Genomic DNA, 16080 nt, shown 5'->3' on the forward strand with positions numbered 1-16080 from the left:
TTTCAGTGACAAAAATTAAATTAGGTTTATTATACGGTGGAAAATCAGCTGAGCATCAAGTTTCGTTACAAACGGCTCTTGCTGCTATTAAAGCATTAAATCAAGATAAATTCGAGATTCATCCAATTTATATTACAGAACAAGGCCAATGGATGCGTGGAGAGCGTATTGAAGGCGAAGTAACAAATGTTGAGGCATTACAAATGAGTGGGGAAGAGAATACAATTTCTCCTGTATCATTAAGTACAGAAATTATCCCAACGGCAACTTCTAAACAAGAAGATGCAATTGATGTTATTTTCCCATTATTGCATGGACCGAATGGCGAAGATGGAACAGTACAAGGGTTATTAGAATTACTAAACATTCCATATGTAGGTAACGGTGTATTAGCATCATCTGCTGGTATGGATAAAGTTGTTATGAAAAATATCTTTGCAGAAGCTGGATTGAAACAAGCGAAATATGCATCTTTCATTCGTAGCGCATGGGAAAAAGATCGTGAAACAGCGTATGAAAAAGTAGAAGAAGTATTAGGATATCCTTGCTTCGTAAAACCAGCAAACCTTGGTTCAAGTGTTGGTATTAATAAGTGTAATGATCGTGAAGAGCTTGAGAATGCATTCGAAGAGGCATTCCAATTTGACCGTAAAATTATTGTAGAAGAAAATATTATAGGTCGTGAAGTAGAAGTTGGTGTATTAGGTAATGATGAGCCGAAATGTTCAGTTGTAGGTGAAATTGTACCGAAAAAAGATTTTTATGATTATAAATCGAAATACATCGATGGTGATACAGCGTTAATTATTCCAGCTGAAATGACAGAAGAAGAGTCTAATGTAATTAAGCGAGATGCAATTATCGCATTCCAATCATTAGATGGTTCGGGCTTAACACGAGCTGATTTCTTCTTAACGAAAGATGGAGAAGTATATATTAACGAAGTAAACACAATGCCAGGATTCACGCCGTTTAGTATGTTCCCTCTATTATGGCAACATACAGGGTTACCGTATCCGGAATTAATTGAAGAGCTAATTCGCTTAGCGATTGAGCGTCACGAAGAAAAACAAAAAATTAAATATACAATCTAACAAAAAAGGAGGAAGCACTATTCGAAGGAATAGTGCTTCCTCTATGTAAGGAGTGTTTTCATGATAAATCGAACGTTAAAACAAGTAGAGCAGATGATAAATGGTACTGGATTAGCAGAGCAGTATGAGGGAATTACTATACAAGGAGTGTCTATTGATACGAGGAAAATTGAAAATGGAAATTTATATGTTCCAATTCAAGGTGAACGTTTCGATGGACATGCTTTTGTAGACAAAGCTGTTGAAAATGGGGCGATTGCTACATTATGGATGAAAGATGTAGAAAACCCACCTGAAAATCTTCCGGTTATTTTTGTAGAAGATACACTAGCAGCATTGCAAATGTTAGCGAAAAACTATCGTGATCAATTGGATGTAAAAGTTGTTGGTGTAACGGGTAGTAATGGTAAAACATCTACGAAAGATATTGTAACAAGTATTCTTGCGACTAAATTTAAAGTTCAAAAAACAGAAGGTAATTTCAACAACCACATCGGTTTACCTCTTACTATTTTAAATTTAGAGGAAAATACAGAAGTAGCTGTATTAGAAATGGGCATGTCAAGCCGCGGAGAAATTGAATTTCTATCTAAGTTAGCTCGTCCTAATGCAGCTATTATTACGAACATTGGTGAGGCGCACTTAATGGATTTAGGCTCTCGTGAGGCGATTGCTGAAGCGAAGTTAGAAATTGTTACAGGTTTACAAAAGGGTGGCGTGTTCGTATATAATGGAGATGAGCCGCTATTAACGAATCGTGTTCCAGAAATGAATTTAGCAGCTGAAACAGTTACATTTGGTGATGCGAGAGCAAATGATTACTATCCAACTACTGTAAAATTGCAGGCTACTGGGACACACTTTAAGATGAACAGGGATGAAACTTTGTCATTCTATTTGCCAGTACTAGGAAAGCATAATGTATATAATACGCTTGCTTCAATGGCAATTGCAAAACATTTTGGTGTAACGTGGGAAGAAATGAAACAAGGTTTAGTAACACTTCAAATGACAGGTATGCGTATGGAAATTGTAAAAACAGATAGTGGTTTAACAATTATCAATGATGCTTATAATGCTAGTCCAACAGCTATGGAAGCTGCGTTCCACCTAATGAATGGTTTAGATGGATTTGCTAAAAAAATTGTTGTGCTTGGTGATATGCTAGAACTTGGAAATCAAGAAGTGCAATTTCATTATGAAGTAGGTAAATTAATTGATCCGGCAAAAATTGCATATGTATTCACATATGGTAAATTAGGGGCTCAAATTGCTGAAGGTGCAAAAATTAATTTCCCTAAAGACCGTGTAAAAGCGTATGATAGTAAAGAAGAGTTAATAAAAGAGTTGCAAGCAGTAGTCGGTACGAAAGATGTTGTATTAGTAAAAGCATCTCGCGGCATGAAATTAGAAGAAGTAATTACGATGTTGAAATAATTGGTGTATATAAATAGGGATGATAGCCACGAAAATAGTGGAAACTTATAATAAGCGCTTACAGTAAACGATAAAAAAATAAAAGTAAAGAAAAAAGCTCTGAATATGAAATAAGGTAACAGTTGGGGTTTGCTTTTTACACCTACAAAACTTATAATTGATAAAGTGTAATAACGTTTAGAAGTATTTTCGTGAAGAATATACGCCCGGTTATATACGTAAGTATTCAGGAAAATGGCTTTTCCGCAAGTTCGGAAAACGCCTTTTTTTAAATGATAAGTATAGGATAGAAAAGGAGAAGTAACATTGACAACATTTCGAGAACTAGGATTAAGTGAGTCTTTACTACAATCTGTTGAAAGTATGGGCTTTGAAGAGGCTACGCCGATTCAAGCTGAAACAATTCCACATGCATTGCAAGGTAAGGATATTATTGGGCAAGCGCAAACAGGTACAGGGAAAACAGCAGCATTCGGATTACCACTATTAGATAAAGTGGATACAAATAAAGAAGCAGTTCAAGGTATTGTTATCGCGCCAACGCGTGAATTAGCAATTCAAGTTGGAGAAGAGCTATACAAAATTGGTAAACATAAACGTGTTCGTATTCTACCAATTTATGGTGGTCAAGATATTAACCGCCAAATTCGTGCTCTAAAAAAACACCCACACATTATTGTAGGTACGCCGGGTCGTATTTTAGATCATATCAACCGTAAAACACTTCGCTTACAAAACGTAGAGACTGTTGTTCTTGACGAAGCGGATGAAATGTTAAACATGGGCTTCATTGAAGATATTGAAGCGATTTTAACAGATGTGCCAGAAACACATCAAACATTATTATTCTCAGCGACAATGCCAGATCCAATCCGTCGTATTGCTGAGCGTTTCATGACTGAGCCTCAACACATTAAAGTAAAAGCAAAAGAAGTAACAATGCCAAACATTCAGCAGTTCTATTTAGAAGTGCAAGAAAAGAAAAAGTTTGACGTGTTAACACGCTTACTAGATATTCAATCTCCAGAGCTTGCAATCATATTCGGTCGTACAAAGCGTCGTGTTGATGAATTATCAGAAGCATTAAACTTACGTGGTTATGCAGCAGAAGGTATTCACGGTGACTTAACACAAGCGAAGCGTATGTCTGTATTACGTAAATTTAAAGAAGGTACTATTGAAGTTCTTGTTGCAACAGACGTTGCTGCACGTGGTCTTGATATTTCAGGCGTAACACACGTATACAACTTCGATATCCCACAAGATCCAGAATCATACGTTCACCGTATCGGTCGTACTGGCCGTGCCGGTAAAAAAGGTATTGCAATGTTATTTGTAACACCACGTGAATCAGGACAATTAAAAAATATCGAGCGTACAACAAAACGTAAAGTTGATCGTATGGACGCACCGACACTTGACGAGGCGTTAGAAGGCCAACAACGTTTAATCGCTGAAAAACTTCAAAGCACAATTGAAAATGATAACTTATCATACTACAAGCGTATTGCAGAAGAAATGTTAGAAGAGAATGATTCTGTAACAGTAGTAGCTGCTGCTTTAAAAATGATGACAAAAGAGCCGGATACAACTCCGATCGCTTTAACATCAGAACCACCAGTTGTTTCAAGAGGTGGCGGTGGCGGTTCTAAAAAACGCGGTGGTAACGGAAGTGGATACCGTGATGGTAACCGTAATCGTAGTCGTGATGGACGCGGCGGTGGCGATGGTCGTAACCGTGATCGCAATCGTGATGGACGTGGAAGCGGAAGTGGCGATGGTCGTAACCGTGATCGTAATCGTGATGGCGGTAGCCGTGATGCTGGTAGCCGTGATGGCAACCGTGGTCGTAAAGGTGAAGGTCGCCCTGGATCTTCAAATGGACGCGGCGAAAGAAAACATCATAGCCGTCCACAAGCTTAATAAAAAAGAGAATGCCTTTTGCCGGCATTCTCTTTTTTTATTTCTGTAATTGTGCATACTACATAGTAACTCGTATAGGAATGAGGTGCTATATGCTTGTAAGACTTGGGTATGTTGCGATGAGTGTACATTTGAAGAATGCTTCTCCATCTCAAACGATGACGTATGCACAGTTTCAGCGGATTGATGATCGAGAGGCTGCGATTCGTAAACTTGAAAGAATCGCTAATTCGAATTTGGAAAATTGCTTACGGTTATTAAAACATAATAAAGGGCATGATATATCTTTCTTTCGACTTAGTTCCAAGCTTATTCCTTTAGCGAATCATGAGGAGTTGTTAGATTGGAACTATATTCGCCCGTTAAAAGAAAATCTGAAAGAATTAGGTGAATATGCAATTCGTATGAATATGCGAATTGACTTCCATCCAGATCACTTTGTTGTACTAAATTCACTTGAGGAGAGTATTTTCAAACAATCTGTAAAGACATTGCAGATGCACAAAAAATTGTTAAAGGGTATGGGAATTGAACATAAGCAACGATGTGTATTACATGTGGGAGGAGGTTATAAAGATAAGGAGCTTGCATTAGAACGCTTTATAGAAAATTGGTCAACTGTTCCAAGAGGTATTCAAGAGATGATTATATTAGAAAATGATGACACGACCTTTTCTTTAGAAGAAACATTGTATTTAGGTGAGAAATTAGACATTCCAGTCGTGTTTGATTTGCACCATCATATGATGAATAATGACCAGGAAGATTGGCATGAAGATTGGGCGCGTGTTGTACATACGTGGGAATCGTCTTTGTTACCGGTTAAAATGCACATCTCCAGTCCTAGAGATGGAAAAAACCCGAGAGCACATGCAGATTTTATTGATGTAGATACTTTCTTATCTTTTTTGAAAAAGATAAAGGGGAGTGTTCCGCGAATTGATTGTATGATTGAGGCGAAGAAAAAGGACGAGTCTTTATTTCAACTAATGAGAGAGTTAAGTAAACAAACAGATGTGGAAATTATCGATGGTGCGAGCTTCTATATTAAATAAGCTCTGCGCCATCGTTTTTTTTTGTCCCGCATTAACGGGCAGTAAGACTCCTGCCTCAAAATTCAGCGAATGCGAGGGAGTTAGGTGGGAGATCAACTGCCCGTAAAAGCCCGATTGGTTCAACTAATAATCAGTGGGGGATGGAACCCCCCACTGATTAAAGTTTCACTTTATTAAAAAAGGGGTGCACATGCCGCCGATGATCAGTCCTGTTAAATGGCTTATAGGATTGGCAGAGGGATTAAAGAAAGTAAATAGTAGTAATATAAGTATCATTATTGAAAAAATAGCGATGTCTCTTGGTTTTGAAGAACGATATCGACTATACAATAAAAATAATTGGGCGCCTAGTAATCCGAAAATACCACCAGATGCTCCGGCGTGAATATATTCAAGAGGCATAATAATATAAGAAGAAATATTCCCGAGAATGCCAGAAAGGAAAAAAATAATGATGAAAGAAAAGTGTCCTAGTTGTTTTTCGATGGAAGAACCAAATACGAATAAACAAATACTATTAGAAAGGAAATGTTGTAAGTCTACGTGTACAAGTAAGGAAGTTATGACACGCCACCATTCTCCTTTAGCGATATATTCATTGTAGGCTGCCAGGTGAAAGAGGGAAAAGTCGCTCAATATAATCATGACTAATTGTATAAGAAGTAAAGAAATGATAATCGGTTGTAAGGAAATGCGAGTGGATGGTATTAGCATGTTGTTAGTATCACTCCTTTTGCATCAGAAAGATTCCTGTTATTCTTACAATATGAATGAAGAAAGCTAAATAGAAGAAGGGGATTTTGAAATGATTGTAGGGATTGGAATCGATATTATTGAGTTAAATCGAATTGAAAAAATGCTAGATGGAAAGCTTAAATTTATGGAACGTATTTTAACTGAAAGAGAACGTGGTGTTGCCGAGGGGCTGAAAGGAAGTCGTCTTACAGAATTTGTAGCTGGAAGATTTGCAGCAAAAGAGGCGTATTCTAAAGCGGTAGGGACCGGTATCGGGAAAGAAGTGAGTTTTTTAGATATTGAAGTAAGGAATGATGATAGAGGTAAGCCGATTATCATTACAAATACAGAGCATATTGTTCATTTATCAATTAGTCATAGTAAAGAATTTGCCGTTGCTCAAGTTGTTTTGGAAAGCTCGTCACGCTAGTCTGCATATTTTATATCTTTGTCTCATATATTTGAGGTAGCGATAAGGAAGGCATATCTTCCATTCATTTATAGGGGCAAAGGGGCTGAAGTGATGAAAAGGCGTCTGTTTTTAGTTCTTGTCGGTTTATTGACCGTTTTTGTGTTGGCGGGTTGTATGGAAAAGAAACAGGAAGATGTTGTGAGAGATTTAGAAACGAAAGTTAAAAATATGAAGAGTTATCAAGCTGAAGCGAAATTATCTATTAAAACAGGAAATGAACCTCAAGAGTACAATGTAGAAATTTGGCATAAAGAACCTTCGTATTATCGTGTGAATTTGCAGAATGCGAAAAAGGATCAGAGTCAAATTATTTTAAGGAATGATGAAGGTGTATTTGTATTAACACCGGCACTTAATAAGAGTTTCCGTTTTCAAAGTGATTGGCCGCAAAATAGTAGCCAGGCTTATTTATATGAATCACTTGTAAGAGATATTTTGCAAGATAAGAAAAATCTCTCTTTCGAGAAAACAGATAAGTATTATGTGTTTAAAACAAAAACAAATTATCAACATCAAAATATGTTGCCGAAACAAGAAATTAAGCTGAATAAAAATGATTTAACACCAGTTTCTGTGAAACTGATGGATAATGATCAAAATGTCCTTGTAAAAGTAGATTTCACTAAAGTAAAGTTTGATGCAAAGTTTGATAAAGGTGCATTTGATACGAAACAAAATATGTCTAGAGCACAAGTGGATGTTCAGACGGCAGCGAAAGAAGACAAACCGTTTGCTATTTTGTATCCACGTGATACACCGCAAGGTATGACTTTGAAAGAGGAAGAAGAGTTGAAGACAGACAGTGGCAAGCGTGCAATACTCACATACACTGGAAGTAAGAAATCCTTTACTTTAATACAAGAAAAGTCAAAAGTTGCAGAGGCCTCATCGGCGGTAAGTGTAAGTGGAGAGCCGGTTGATCTTGGTTTCACGATTGGTGCATTGACGAAAGACTCTGTAACGTGGTCACATAACGGAGTAGAATATATGCTCGTGTCTAAAGGTTTAGAGACGAATGAGTTGTTGATGGTTGCTCGTTCGGTTACAGCGAAGCAGGTGAAGTAAACTTCTTAGACGTGGTGATATATGTGCACCACGTCTTTTCTTAGTTTGAAGGTGGATTTCATAAAAGAAGCATATAAAAGAATAAGCTTCGCATATCGTGTATAAGGAAGTGTATTTATGGAAGAAGCACCGTTTTACCGTGACACGTGGGTGGAAGTGGATTTAGATGCGATCTATAACAATGTTACGCATATTAAAGAGTTCATTCCAAGTGATGTAGAAATTTTTGCTGTAGTTAAAGCGAATGCATATGGGCACGATTATGTACCAGTGGCTAAAACCGCATTAGAAGCAGGGGCAACAAGATTAGCAGTTGCTTTTTTAGATGAAGCTTTAGTGCTTCGGAGGGCTGGTATTACTGTACCGATTTTAGTATTAGGTCCTTCCCCTCCTCGTGATGTAAATGTTGCTGCTGAAAATGATGTAGCATTAACTGTTTTTCAAAAAGAATGGGTAGAAGACGCGATAAAGCTTTGGGATGGTTCATCAATAATGAAATTCCATATTAATTTTGATAGTGGTATGGGGAGAATTGGAATACGCGAACGAAAAGAATTAAAGGGGTTCTTAAAGAGTTTAGAAGGCGCGCCATTTTTAGAGTTAGAAGGAGTATATACACATTTTGCAACATCCGATGAGGTTGAGACTTCTTACTTTGATAAGCAATATAATACGTTCTTGCAGCAGTTACGTTGGTTGAAAGAATTTGGAGTGAACCCTAAATTTGTCCATACAGCCAATAGTGCTGCAACGTTAAGATTTCAAGGGATTACATTTAATGCAGTGCGAATTGGTATTGCGATGTATGGACTATCCCCATCTGTAGAAATACGTCCTTTTTTACCATTTAAATTGGAACCGGCGTTGTCACTTCATACGAAAGTTGCTCATATTAAGCAAGTGATTAAAGGGGATGGGATTAGTTATAATGTCACATACCGAACGAGAACCGAAGAATGGATTGCGACAGTTGCGATTGGGTATGCAGATGGCTGGCTTAGAAGATTACAAGGATTTGAAGTGCTTGTAAATGGTGAAAGGGTACCGATTGTAGGGCGAGTAACAATGGATCAATTCATGATACATCTGCCTTGTGAAGTGCCACTTGGTACGAAAGTTACACTCATTGGAAGACAGGGTGATGAGTATATTAGTGCTACCGAGGTTGCTGAATATTCCGGGACTATTAATTATGAAATTATCGCAACGATAAGCTTCCGTGTACCGAGAATATTTATACGACACGGTAAAGTTGTAGAAGTAATCAATTATTTGAACGATATATAGAAGAAGGTATTATTACTCAGCATCTCGTCATTTGGAGGAGTTTCACTAATAAAGAATAGGCTCTTTTTCGCTGGTGAGCTTCTTTTTATACTTGTTATTAATATAAGTTGCAATGAAATATTACTGAAGGATTGCTTTATTTCTTGTTTGAAAGAGATAAAAAGTAAAAGAAGATGAATGTTTTATTTATGAATTGGAAAACATAAGCAAGGAATAAGGAAGTCTTTGCAACAGGCTCCATACAATGGTATTATTACAATAGGTGTCATATATATATTTGGGTGTGTAGTTGACGGTGGAGGTGTATTTTTGTGTCCGAATCAAGTGTAACTACTGAAATCGTGGTTCGGTTGCCAAAGCAAATGGTAACGGAATTGGACGGAATTGGAAAACAAGAGAATAAGAATCGCCATGAACTAATTTGCCAGGCAACACAACTGTTATTGCGTCAACATAAGACGAAGAAACGCTACCAACATGAATCAATGCGACGTGGGTACATTGAAATGGGAAAAATTAATCTTGGTATTGCATCTGAAGCTTTCTTAGCAGAGTATGAAGCAGCTCATACAGTAGAACGCTTAGTTAGCGGGGGGTAATATTTTGATTGTAAAACGCGGCGACGTGTATTTTGCAGACCTTTCCCCAGTTGTTGGTTCTGAGCAAGGAGGCGTTCGTCCGGTTCTTGTCATTCAAAATGACATCGGAAATCGTTTTAGTCCGACTGTGATTGTAGCGGCTATTACTGCACAGATTCAAAAAGCGAAATTACCCACTCATGTGGAAATTGATGCGAAAAAGTACGGTTTTGAGAGGGATTCTGTTATTTTACTTGAGCAGATTCGAACAATCGATAAGCAACGCTTAACGGACAAAATCACTCATTTGGATGAAGTGATGATGAGTCGTGTAGATGAAGCGTTACAAATTAGTTTAGGACTAATAGATTTTTAAATCGGCAGTTTAAGTTGCTCTCTTTACAGGGCAACTTTTTTTTATTATAGAGGAGGTTACGGTTGGATATGGAAATGGTAGATAATCGACAAGGGTTAATGAAAATGTTAGTGAAAGAATTAGGCTTTACAGAAAAGCAAGTTCGTCATGTTATTCAATTAACAGAAGAAGGTAACACAGTTCCATTTATCGCTCGTTACCGAAAAGAATGGACAGGGTCTCTTGATGAGGTGCAAATTCGTGCAATCTTAGAAAGATGGCAATATATGATGCAACTAAAAGATAGGAAAGAAGAGGTTCTTCGTCTTATTGGTGAAAAGGGTAAACTAACCGAAGAATTGCGTCGTCATATTGTTGCTGCAACAAAACTTCAAGAAGTAGAAGACTTATATCGTCCATATAAAGAAAAAAGAAGAACGAAAGCTACAATTGCTAAAGAAAAGGGATTAGAACCGTTAGCTGAGTGGCTATTATTATATAAAAAAGAAAATCCAGCAGAGAAGGCTATAGAATTTGTTAATGCAGAAAAGGAAGTGGCGTCTGCAGAAGATGCGTTGCAAGGTGCGCAAGATATTATTGCGGAACTTGTTTCGGATAATGCGGCATATCGTAGTTGGATTCGCAATACTACTTTCCGAAAAGGGATTATGTCTTCATCTGTAAAAGATAAAGAAAAAGATGAAAAGAATATATATGAAATGTATTATGGCTATGAAGAACCGTTGCAAAAAGTAGTGCCGCATCGTGTACTAGCTATGAATCGTGGTGAAAAGGAAGACGTATTAAGAATTTCTGTTATCACGCCAATTGAAGAAATTCTTCAGTTTTTACATAAAAAAATGATTCTTGATGAAGCTTCTAAAAGTGCGCATTATGTACAATTAGCGATGGAAGATGGATATAAGCGATTAATTCAACCTTCAATAGAAAGAGAAATTCGTAAAGAATTAATGGAAACGGCCGAAGAACAAGCGATTCATATTTTCTCTGAGAATTTACGTAATTTATTATTACAACCTCCGATGAAAGGGAAAGTTGTGTTAGCGGTAGATCCAGCATATAGAACCGGTTGTAAATTAGCTGTAGTAGATGATACAGGAAAAGTTCTTCACATAGATGTTATTTATCCGCATCCGCCTGCTCGTAAATATGAGGATGCAAAAACGAAAATCATTTCAATTATAGATAAATATGAAGTTGAAATGATAGCGATTGGAAATGGTACAGCTTCGAGGGAAACGGAAGAATTTATAGTAGATGTATTACAAAATGTAGAGCGAGATGTATTTTACATTATTGTAAATGAAGCGGGTGCTAGTGTGTACTCAGCATCTGATGTAGCTCGCGAGGAGTTTCCAAATTTACAGGTTGAAGAAAGAAGTGCTGTTTCAATTGGGAGACGTCTACAAGATCCACTTGCAGAACTTGTGAAAATTGACCCTAAATCTGTTGGGGTGGGACAATATCAACATGATGTATCTCAAAAGAGATTAAATGAATCATTAACATTTGTAGTAGAGACAGCAGTTAACCGAGTTGGTGTTAATGTAAATACAGCTTCAGTTGCATTGTTGCAATATGTTTCGGGATTATCAAAAACAGTTGCGAAAAACATTGTAGCTAAGCGTGAGGAAGATGGGAAATTCACGAAGCGTACTGAATTAAAGAAAATCCCACGTTTAGGTGCAAAAACATATGAACAATGTATCGGGTTTTTACGTATATTAGAAGGAGCGAATCCGTTAGATCGCACAGGGATTCATCCAGAACAATATAAAAATGTTGAATTGCTATTGAAGAGCTTAGGGTTATCAAAGAATGATGTGGGGAAACCAAACTTGCAAAAGAGTTTCGAAGGAGTAGATATTTCTAAATTATCTCAAGAGACGGAGATTGGTGAGCCGACATTAGTTGATATTATGGATGCTTTAATTAGCCCGGAGCGAGATATGAGGGATGAGTTGCCAAAGCCACTTTTGAAAAAGGGGATTTTAAAATTAGAAGATTTAAAGCGTGGTATGGAATTAGAGGGAACGATCCGCAATGTTGTTGATTTCGGTGCCTTTGTTGATATTGGTGTGAAGCAAGATGGTTTAGTACATATTTCTAAACTAAGCAAACAATTTGTAAAGCATCCATTAGATATTGTATCCGTGGGACAAATTGTAAAGGTATGGGTAGATGATATTGATACGAAAAAAGGTCGTGTTGCATTATCAATGTTACCGATTGAATAGTAAGAAAAGAGAGCAGATGAAACTGCTCTTTTTTTATGAACTGGAAAGTTTAATTGATTATGAGCTTTGATGTATTTTACTATAATAAAACCAGCATTCATTTAGTAACTTGATTTGATACCGGTTTTTCTCAAAATATGCACGTTGCATTTGCTTCTTTAGCCACGTGGGCATAGGAATCCCTCCTTGTTTAATCCTGCTCTCAAAAAAAGTAGCTCCTTTTAGTTAAAGTAACTTTGATGAGAGGTTGGTGAGTGGATTTCTAGCAATGCTGCATTTTTAGAAATCACGCTTCTTGAATGAGGATGGGTATATGTACTATTTACTATATGTATAAGAAGGGAGAAAAGTGTGGAAATATTTTTTAGTTTAGGAGGAATGAGAATGGATGAGCAAGAAATTCAGAGGTTAGTGGAAGAGGTATCGTTACAGTGCTTTGGAATGCCGTTTTTACATAAAGCGATGTTTAATAGTAGGTTACGTACAACTGGTGGGCGCTATCTATTGAAGAATCATAATATAGAATTGAATTATCGATATTACGAAGTATATGGAAAAGAAGAGTTAGTCGGGATTGTTAAACATGAACTTTGTCATTATCACTTACATATCACAGGAAAAGGGTATAAGCATCGAGATAGAGATTTTCGTGAGTTATTAAAGAAAGTAGGTGCACCACGTTTTTGTAAACGAATGATTAGTGAGGAGGAAACAAGAGTTTCTATGTATGAATGTATGGGGTGTTCTTTTCAATATGTAAGAAGACGTCAAATAAATACACAAAGATATGTATGTGGGAAGTGTAAAGGACAACTAAAACTGGTAGTGAAAACATCTTGACAGTGAAAACGCAATCCAGTATATTATAAACATGTCACGTTTGCGCAAGATGTTGTGAAAAAACTTCTTGACTTACGATGAGAATTTTTATAAGATACAAATTGTCTTCATTATTCCGCAGTAGCTCAGTGGTAGAGCTATCGGCTGTTAACCGATCGGTCGTAGGTTCGAGTCCTACCTGCGGAGCCATACAGAGAAGTACCCAAGTGGCTCAAGGGGCTCCCCTGCTAAGGGAGTAGATCGCTAACGCGGTGCGAGGGTTCGAATCCCTTCTTCTCTGCCATACATATTGGCCCGTTGGTCAAGTGGTTAAGACACCGCCCTTTCACGGCGGTAACACGGGTTCGAATCCCGTACGGGTCACCACTTCGGAGGATTAGCTCAGCTGGGAGAGCACCTGCCTTACAAGCAGGGGGTCGGCGGTTCGATCCCGTCATCCTCCACCATATAAATTATATAAATAATATCATCGCGGGGTGGAGCAGTACGGTAGCTCGTCGGGCTCATAACCCGAAGGTCGCAGGTTCAAATCCTGTCCCCGCAACCAAATGGTCCCGTGGTGTAGTGGTTAACATGCCTGCCTGTCACGCAGGAGATCGCCGGTTCGACCCCGGTCGGGACCGCCATTTTAACTTCTGCTATATAGCAGTTGTTTTTTATTGGACATTATGGTAAAATAACATTTGTCTTTGAAAAGAAGATAACTATTTCGATGGGCTATAGCCAAGCGGTAAGGCAACGGACTTTGACTCCGTCATGCGCTGGTTCGAATCCAGCTAGCCCAGCCATTTACGAGCCATTAGCTCAGTTGGTAGAGCATCTGACTTTTAATCAGAGGGTCGAAGGTTCGAATCCTTCATGGCTCACTTTTGTTTTTTCCGCGCGGTCGTGGCGGAACGGCAGACGCGCTAGGTTGAGGGCCTAGTGGGGGAAACCCCGTGGAGGTTCAAGTCCTCTCGGCCGCATCAAAAAATCTTTTAAAAAGTACTTGCATTTGAAAATGTAGTATGGTAAGATAATTGAGTCGCCAAAATACAACGACGAAAAAACATCATGAATAAGCGCCCGTAGCTCAATTGGATAGAGCGTTTGACTACGGATCAAGAGGTTAGGGGTTCGACTCCTCTCGGGCGCGCCATAACGGGAAGTGGCTCAGCTTGGTAGAGCACCTGGTTTGGGACCAGGGGGTCGCAGGTTCAAATCCTGTCTTCCCGACCACGCGGGTGTAGTTTAGTGGTAAAACAAGAGCCTTCCAAGCTCTGGTCGAGAGTTCGATTCTCTTCACCCGCTTTTAGTTCTTTGAAAACTGAACGAAACAAACAACGTGAACGTCAATTTTTATTTTTAGATGCTAGACAAACTAACTTTATTGGAGAGTTTGATCCTGGCTCAGGATGAACGCTGGCGGCGTGCCTAATACATGCAAGTCGAGCGAATGGATTAAGAGCTTGCTCTTATGAAGTTAGCGGCGGACGGGTGAGTAACACGTGGGTAACCTACCCATAAGACTGGGATAACTCCGGGAAACCGGGGCTAATACCGGATAATATTTTGAACTGCATAGTTCGAAATTGAAAGGCGGCTTCGGCTGTCACTTATGGATGGACCCGCGTCGCATTAGCTAGTTGGTGAGGTAACGGCTCACCAAGGCGACGATGCGTAGCCGACCTGAGAGGGTGATCGGCCACACTGGGACTGAGACACGGCCCAGACTCCTACGGGAGGCAGCAGTAGGGAATCTTCCGCAATGGACGAAAGTCTGACGGAGCAACGCCGCGTGAGTGATGAAGGCTTTCGGGTCGTAAAACTCTGTTGTTAGGGAAGAACAAGTGCTAGTTGAATAAGCTGGCACCTTGACGGTACCTAACCAGAAAGCCACGGCTAACTACGTGCCAGCAGCCGCGGTAATACGTAGGTGGCAAGCGTTATCCGGAATTATTGGGCGTAAAGCGCGCGCAGGTGGTTTCTTAAGTCTGATGTGAAAGCCCACGGCTCAACCGTGGAGGGTCATTGGAAACTGGGAGACTTGAGTGCAGAAGAGGAAAGTGGAATTCCATGTGTAGCGGTGAAATGCGTAGAGATATGGAGGAACACCAGTGGCGAAGGCGACTTTCTGGTCTGTAACTGACACTGAGGCGCGAAAGCGTGGGGAGCAAACAGGATTAGATACCCTGGTAGTCCACGCCGTAAACGATGAGTGCTAAGTGTTAGAGGGTTTCCGCCCTTTAGTGCTGAAGTTAACGCATTAAGCACTCCGCCTGGGGAGTACGGCCGCAAGGCTGAAACTCAAAGGAATTGACGGGGGCCCGCACAAGCGGTGGAGCATGTGGTTTAATTCGAAGCAACGCGAAGAACCTTACCAGGTCTTGACATCCTCTGAAAACTCTAGAGATAGAGCTTCTCCTTCGGGAGCAGAGTGACAGGTGGTGCATGGTTGTCGTCAGCTCGTGTCGTGAGATGTTGGGTTAAGTCCCGCAACGAGCGCAACCCTTGATCTTAGTTGCCATCATTAAGTTGGGCACTCTAAGGTGACTGCCGGTGACAAACCGGAGGAAGGTGGGGATGACGTCAAATCATCATGCCCCTTATGACCTGGGCTACACACGTGCTACAATGGACGGTACAAAGAGCTGCAAGACCGCGAGGTGGAGCTAATCTCATAAAACCGTTCTCAGTTCGGATTGTAGGCTGCAACTCGCCTACATGAAGCTGGAATCGCTAGTAATCGCGGATCAGCATGCCGCGGTGAATACGTTCCCGGGCCTTGTACACACCGCCCGTCACACCACGAGAGTTTGTAACACCCGAAGTCGGTGGGGTAACCTTTATGGAGCCAGCCGCCTAAGGTGGGACAGATGATTGGGGTGAAGTCGTAACAAGGTAGCCGTATCGGAAGGTGCGGCTGGATCACCTCCTTTCTATGGAGAATTGATGAACGCAGTTCATCAATAAACGTTGACTTGTTTTGTTTCGTTCAGTTT

The 16080-nt window shown here is 39.6% G+C and carries 13 protein-coding genes, 12 tRNA genes and 1 rRNA gene; 24 read left to right on the plus strand and 2 right to left on the minus strand.

Going from position 1 to position 16080, the window contains the following annotated elements:
* Positions 1 to 5: 5 nt before the first annotated feature.
* From MHH66_RS01355 to uvsE, 4 genes are all read left to right on the plus strand, one after another.
* Positions 6 to 1094 (plus strand): D-alanine--D-alanine ligase, encoded by a 1089-nt coding sequence (locus tag MHH66_RS01355; protein ID WP_002029433.1) that lies wholly within the window; start codon positions 6 to 8, stop codon positions 1092 to 1094.
* 60 nt (positions 1095 to 1154) lie between these two features.
* Positions 1155 to 2531 (plus strand): UDP-N-acetylmuramoyl-tripeptide--D-alanyl-D-alanine ligase, encoded by a 1377-nt coding sequence (murF, locus tag MHH66_RS01360; protein ID WP_078185473.1) that lies wholly within the window; start codon positions 1155 to 1157, stop codon positions 2529 to 2531.
* Between the two features lie 306 nt (positions 2532 to 2837).
* Positions 2838 to 4454: a DEAD/DEAH box helicase gene (locus tag MHH66_RS01365; RefSeq protein ID WP_002063522.1), complete on the plus strand. Its 1617-nt coding sequence runs from the start codon at positions 2838 to 2840 to the stop codon at positions 4452 to 4454.
* Between the two features lie 92 nt (positions 4455 to 4546).
* Positions 4547 to 5509 carry a UV DNA damage repair endonuclease UvsE gene (gene uvsE / locus MHH66_RS01370; RefSeq protein ID WP_063218184.1) on the plus strand — a complete coding sequence of 321 codons (963 nt, stop codon included), beginning with the start codon at positions 4547 to 4549 and terminating at the stop codon, positions 5507 to 5509.
* A gap of 165 nt (positions 5510 to 5674) precedes the next feature.
* On the opposite strand, the gene MHH66_RS01375 is transcribed toward uvsE, so the two are convergent.
* Complete coding sequence (locus MHH66_RS01375; protein ID WP_002139859.1) at positions 5675 to 6223, minus strand: rhomboid family intramembrane serine protease; 549 nt, start codon at positions 6221 to 6223, stop codon at positions 5675 to 5677.
* Between the two features lie 91 nt (positions 6224 to 6314).
* Between MHH66_RS01375 and acpS the strand changes: the two genes are divergently transcribed.
* The 6 genes from acpS to MHH66_RS01405 all read left to right on the plus strand — a co-directional run bounded on the left by acpS (position 6315) and on the right by MHH66_RS01405 (position 12259).
* Positions 6315 to 6674 carry a holo-ACP synthase gene (acpS, locus tag MHH66_RS01380; RefSeq protein ID WP_002009969.1) on the plus strand — a complete coding sequence of 120 codons (360 nt, stop codon included), beginning with the start codon at positions 6315 to 6317 and terminating at the stop codon, positions 6672 to 6674.
* A 156-nt stretch (positions 6675 to 6830) separates the two neighbouring features.
* A complete protein-coding gene (locus tag MHH66_RS01385) occupies positions 6831 to 7781 on the plus strand; it encodes a LolA family protein (RefSeq protein WP_078185474.1) in 951 nt (316 codons plus the stop codon).
* Between the two features lie 117 nt (positions 7782 to 7898).
* Positions 7899 to 9068 carry an alanine racemase gene (gene alr / locus MHH66_RS01390; protein ID WP_063218183.1) on the plus strand — a complete coding sequence of 390 codons (1170 nt, stop codon included), beginning with the start codon at positions 7899 to 7901 and terminating at the stop codon, positions 9066 to 9068.
* A gap of 311 nt (positions 9069 to 9379) precedes the next feature.
* The gene (locus MHH66_RS01395; RefSeq protein WP_000004570.1) at positions 9380 to 9667 is read left to right on the plus strand and encodes an antitoxin EndoAI; all 288 of its coding nucleotides are present in this window, start codon (positions 9380 to 9382) and stop codon (positions 9665 to 9667) included.
* Positions 9668 to 9671: 4 nt separating this feature from the next.
* Positions 9672 to 10022: a type II toxin-antitoxin system endoribonuclease NdoA gene (gene ndoA / locus MHH66_RS01400; protein WP_000635965.1), complete on the plus strand. Its 351-nt coding sequence runs from the start codon at positions 9672 to 9674 to the stop codon at positions 10020 to 10022.
* Positions 10023 to 10090: 68 nt separating this feature from the next.
* Positions 10091 to 12259: a Tex family protein gene (locus MHH66_RS01405; RefSeq protein ID WP_078185475.1), complete on the plus strand. Its 2169-nt coding sequence runs from the start codon at positions 10091 to 10093 to the stop codon at positions 12257 to 12259.
* A 57-nt stretch (positions 12260 to 12316) separates the two neighbouring features.
* On the opposite strand, the gene cmpA is transcribed toward MHH66_RS01405, so the two are convergent.
* The gene (gene cmpA / locus MHH66_RS01410; protein WP_001143642.1) at positions 12317 to 12433 is read right to left on the minus strand and encodes a cortex morphogenetic protein CmpA; all 117 of its coding nucleotides are present in this window, start codon (positions 12431 to 12433) and stop codon (positions 12317 to 12319) included.
* Between the two features lie 210 nt (positions 12434 to 12643).
* Between cmpA and MHH66_RS01415 the strand changes: the two genes are divergently transcribed.
* The 14 genes from MHH66_RS01415 (at position 12644) to MHH66_RS01480 (ending at position 16017) form a co-directional block, all read left to right on the plus strand.
* Positions 12644 to 13099 (plus strand): SprT family protein, encoded by a 456-nt coding sequence (locus MHH66_RS01415; protein WP_016095131.1) that lies wholly within the window; start codon positions 12644 to 12646, stop codon positions 13097 to 13099.
* A 114-nt stretch (positions 13100 to 13213) separates the two neighbouring features.
* Positions 13214 to 13288: transfer RNA gene (locus MHH66_RS01420), tRNA-Asn, on the plus strand.
* A 3-nt stretch (positions 13289 to 13291) separates the two neighbouring features.
* Positions 13292 to 13382 (plus strand) — tRNA-Ser (locus tag MHH66_RS01425).
* An 8-nt stretch (positions 13383 to 13390) separates the two neighbouring features.
* Positions 13391 to 13465 (plus strand) — tRNA-Glu (locus tag MHH66_RS01430).
* Positions 13466 to 13469: 4 nt separating this feature from the next.
* Positions 13470 to 13545 (plus strand) — tRNA-Val (locus MHH66_RS01435).
* Positions 13546 to 13569: 24 nt separating this feature from the next.
* A tRNA-Met gene (locus MHH66_RS01440) sits at positions 13570 to 13646 on the plus strand.
* 3 nt (positions 13647 to 13649) lie between these two features.
* Positions 13650 to 13725, plus strand: a tRNA-Asp gene (locus tag MHH66_RS01445).
* Positions 13726 to 13812: 87 nt separating this feature from the next.
* Positions 13813 to 13887 (plus strand) — tRNA-Gln (locus tag MHH66_RS01450).
* Positions 13888 to 13892: 5 nt separating this feature from the next.
* Positions 13893 to 13965: transfer RNA gene (locus MHH66_RS01455), tRNA-Lys, on the plus strand.
* 16 nt (positions 13966 to 13981) lie between these two features.
* Positions 13982 to 14064 (plus strand) — tRNA-Leu (locus MHH66_RS01460).
* A gap of 96 nt (positions 14065 to 14160) precedes the next feature.
* Positions 14161 to 14237, plus strand: a tRNA-Arg gene (locus MHH66_RS01465).
* A gap of 3 nt (positions 14238 to 14240) precedes the next feature.
* Positions 14241 to 14317, plus strand: a tRNA-Pro gene (locus tag MHH66_RS01470).
* Position 14318: 1 nt separating this feature from the next.
* Positions 14319 to 14389 (plus strand) — tRNA-Gly (locus MHH66_RS01475).
* A gap of 76 nt (positions 14390 to 14465) precedes the next feature.
* Positions 14466 to 16017: ribosomal RNA gene (locus tag MHH66_RS01480) — 16S ribosomal RNA — on the plus strand.
* The last annotated feature ends 63 nt before the right edge of the window (positions 16018 to 16080 follow it).

It is taken from the genome of Bacillus sp. FSL H8-0492 (assembly GCF_038006145.1).
Lineage (GTDB): Bacteria > Bacillota > Bacilli > Bacillales > Bacillaceae_G > Bacillus_A > Bacillus_A mycoides.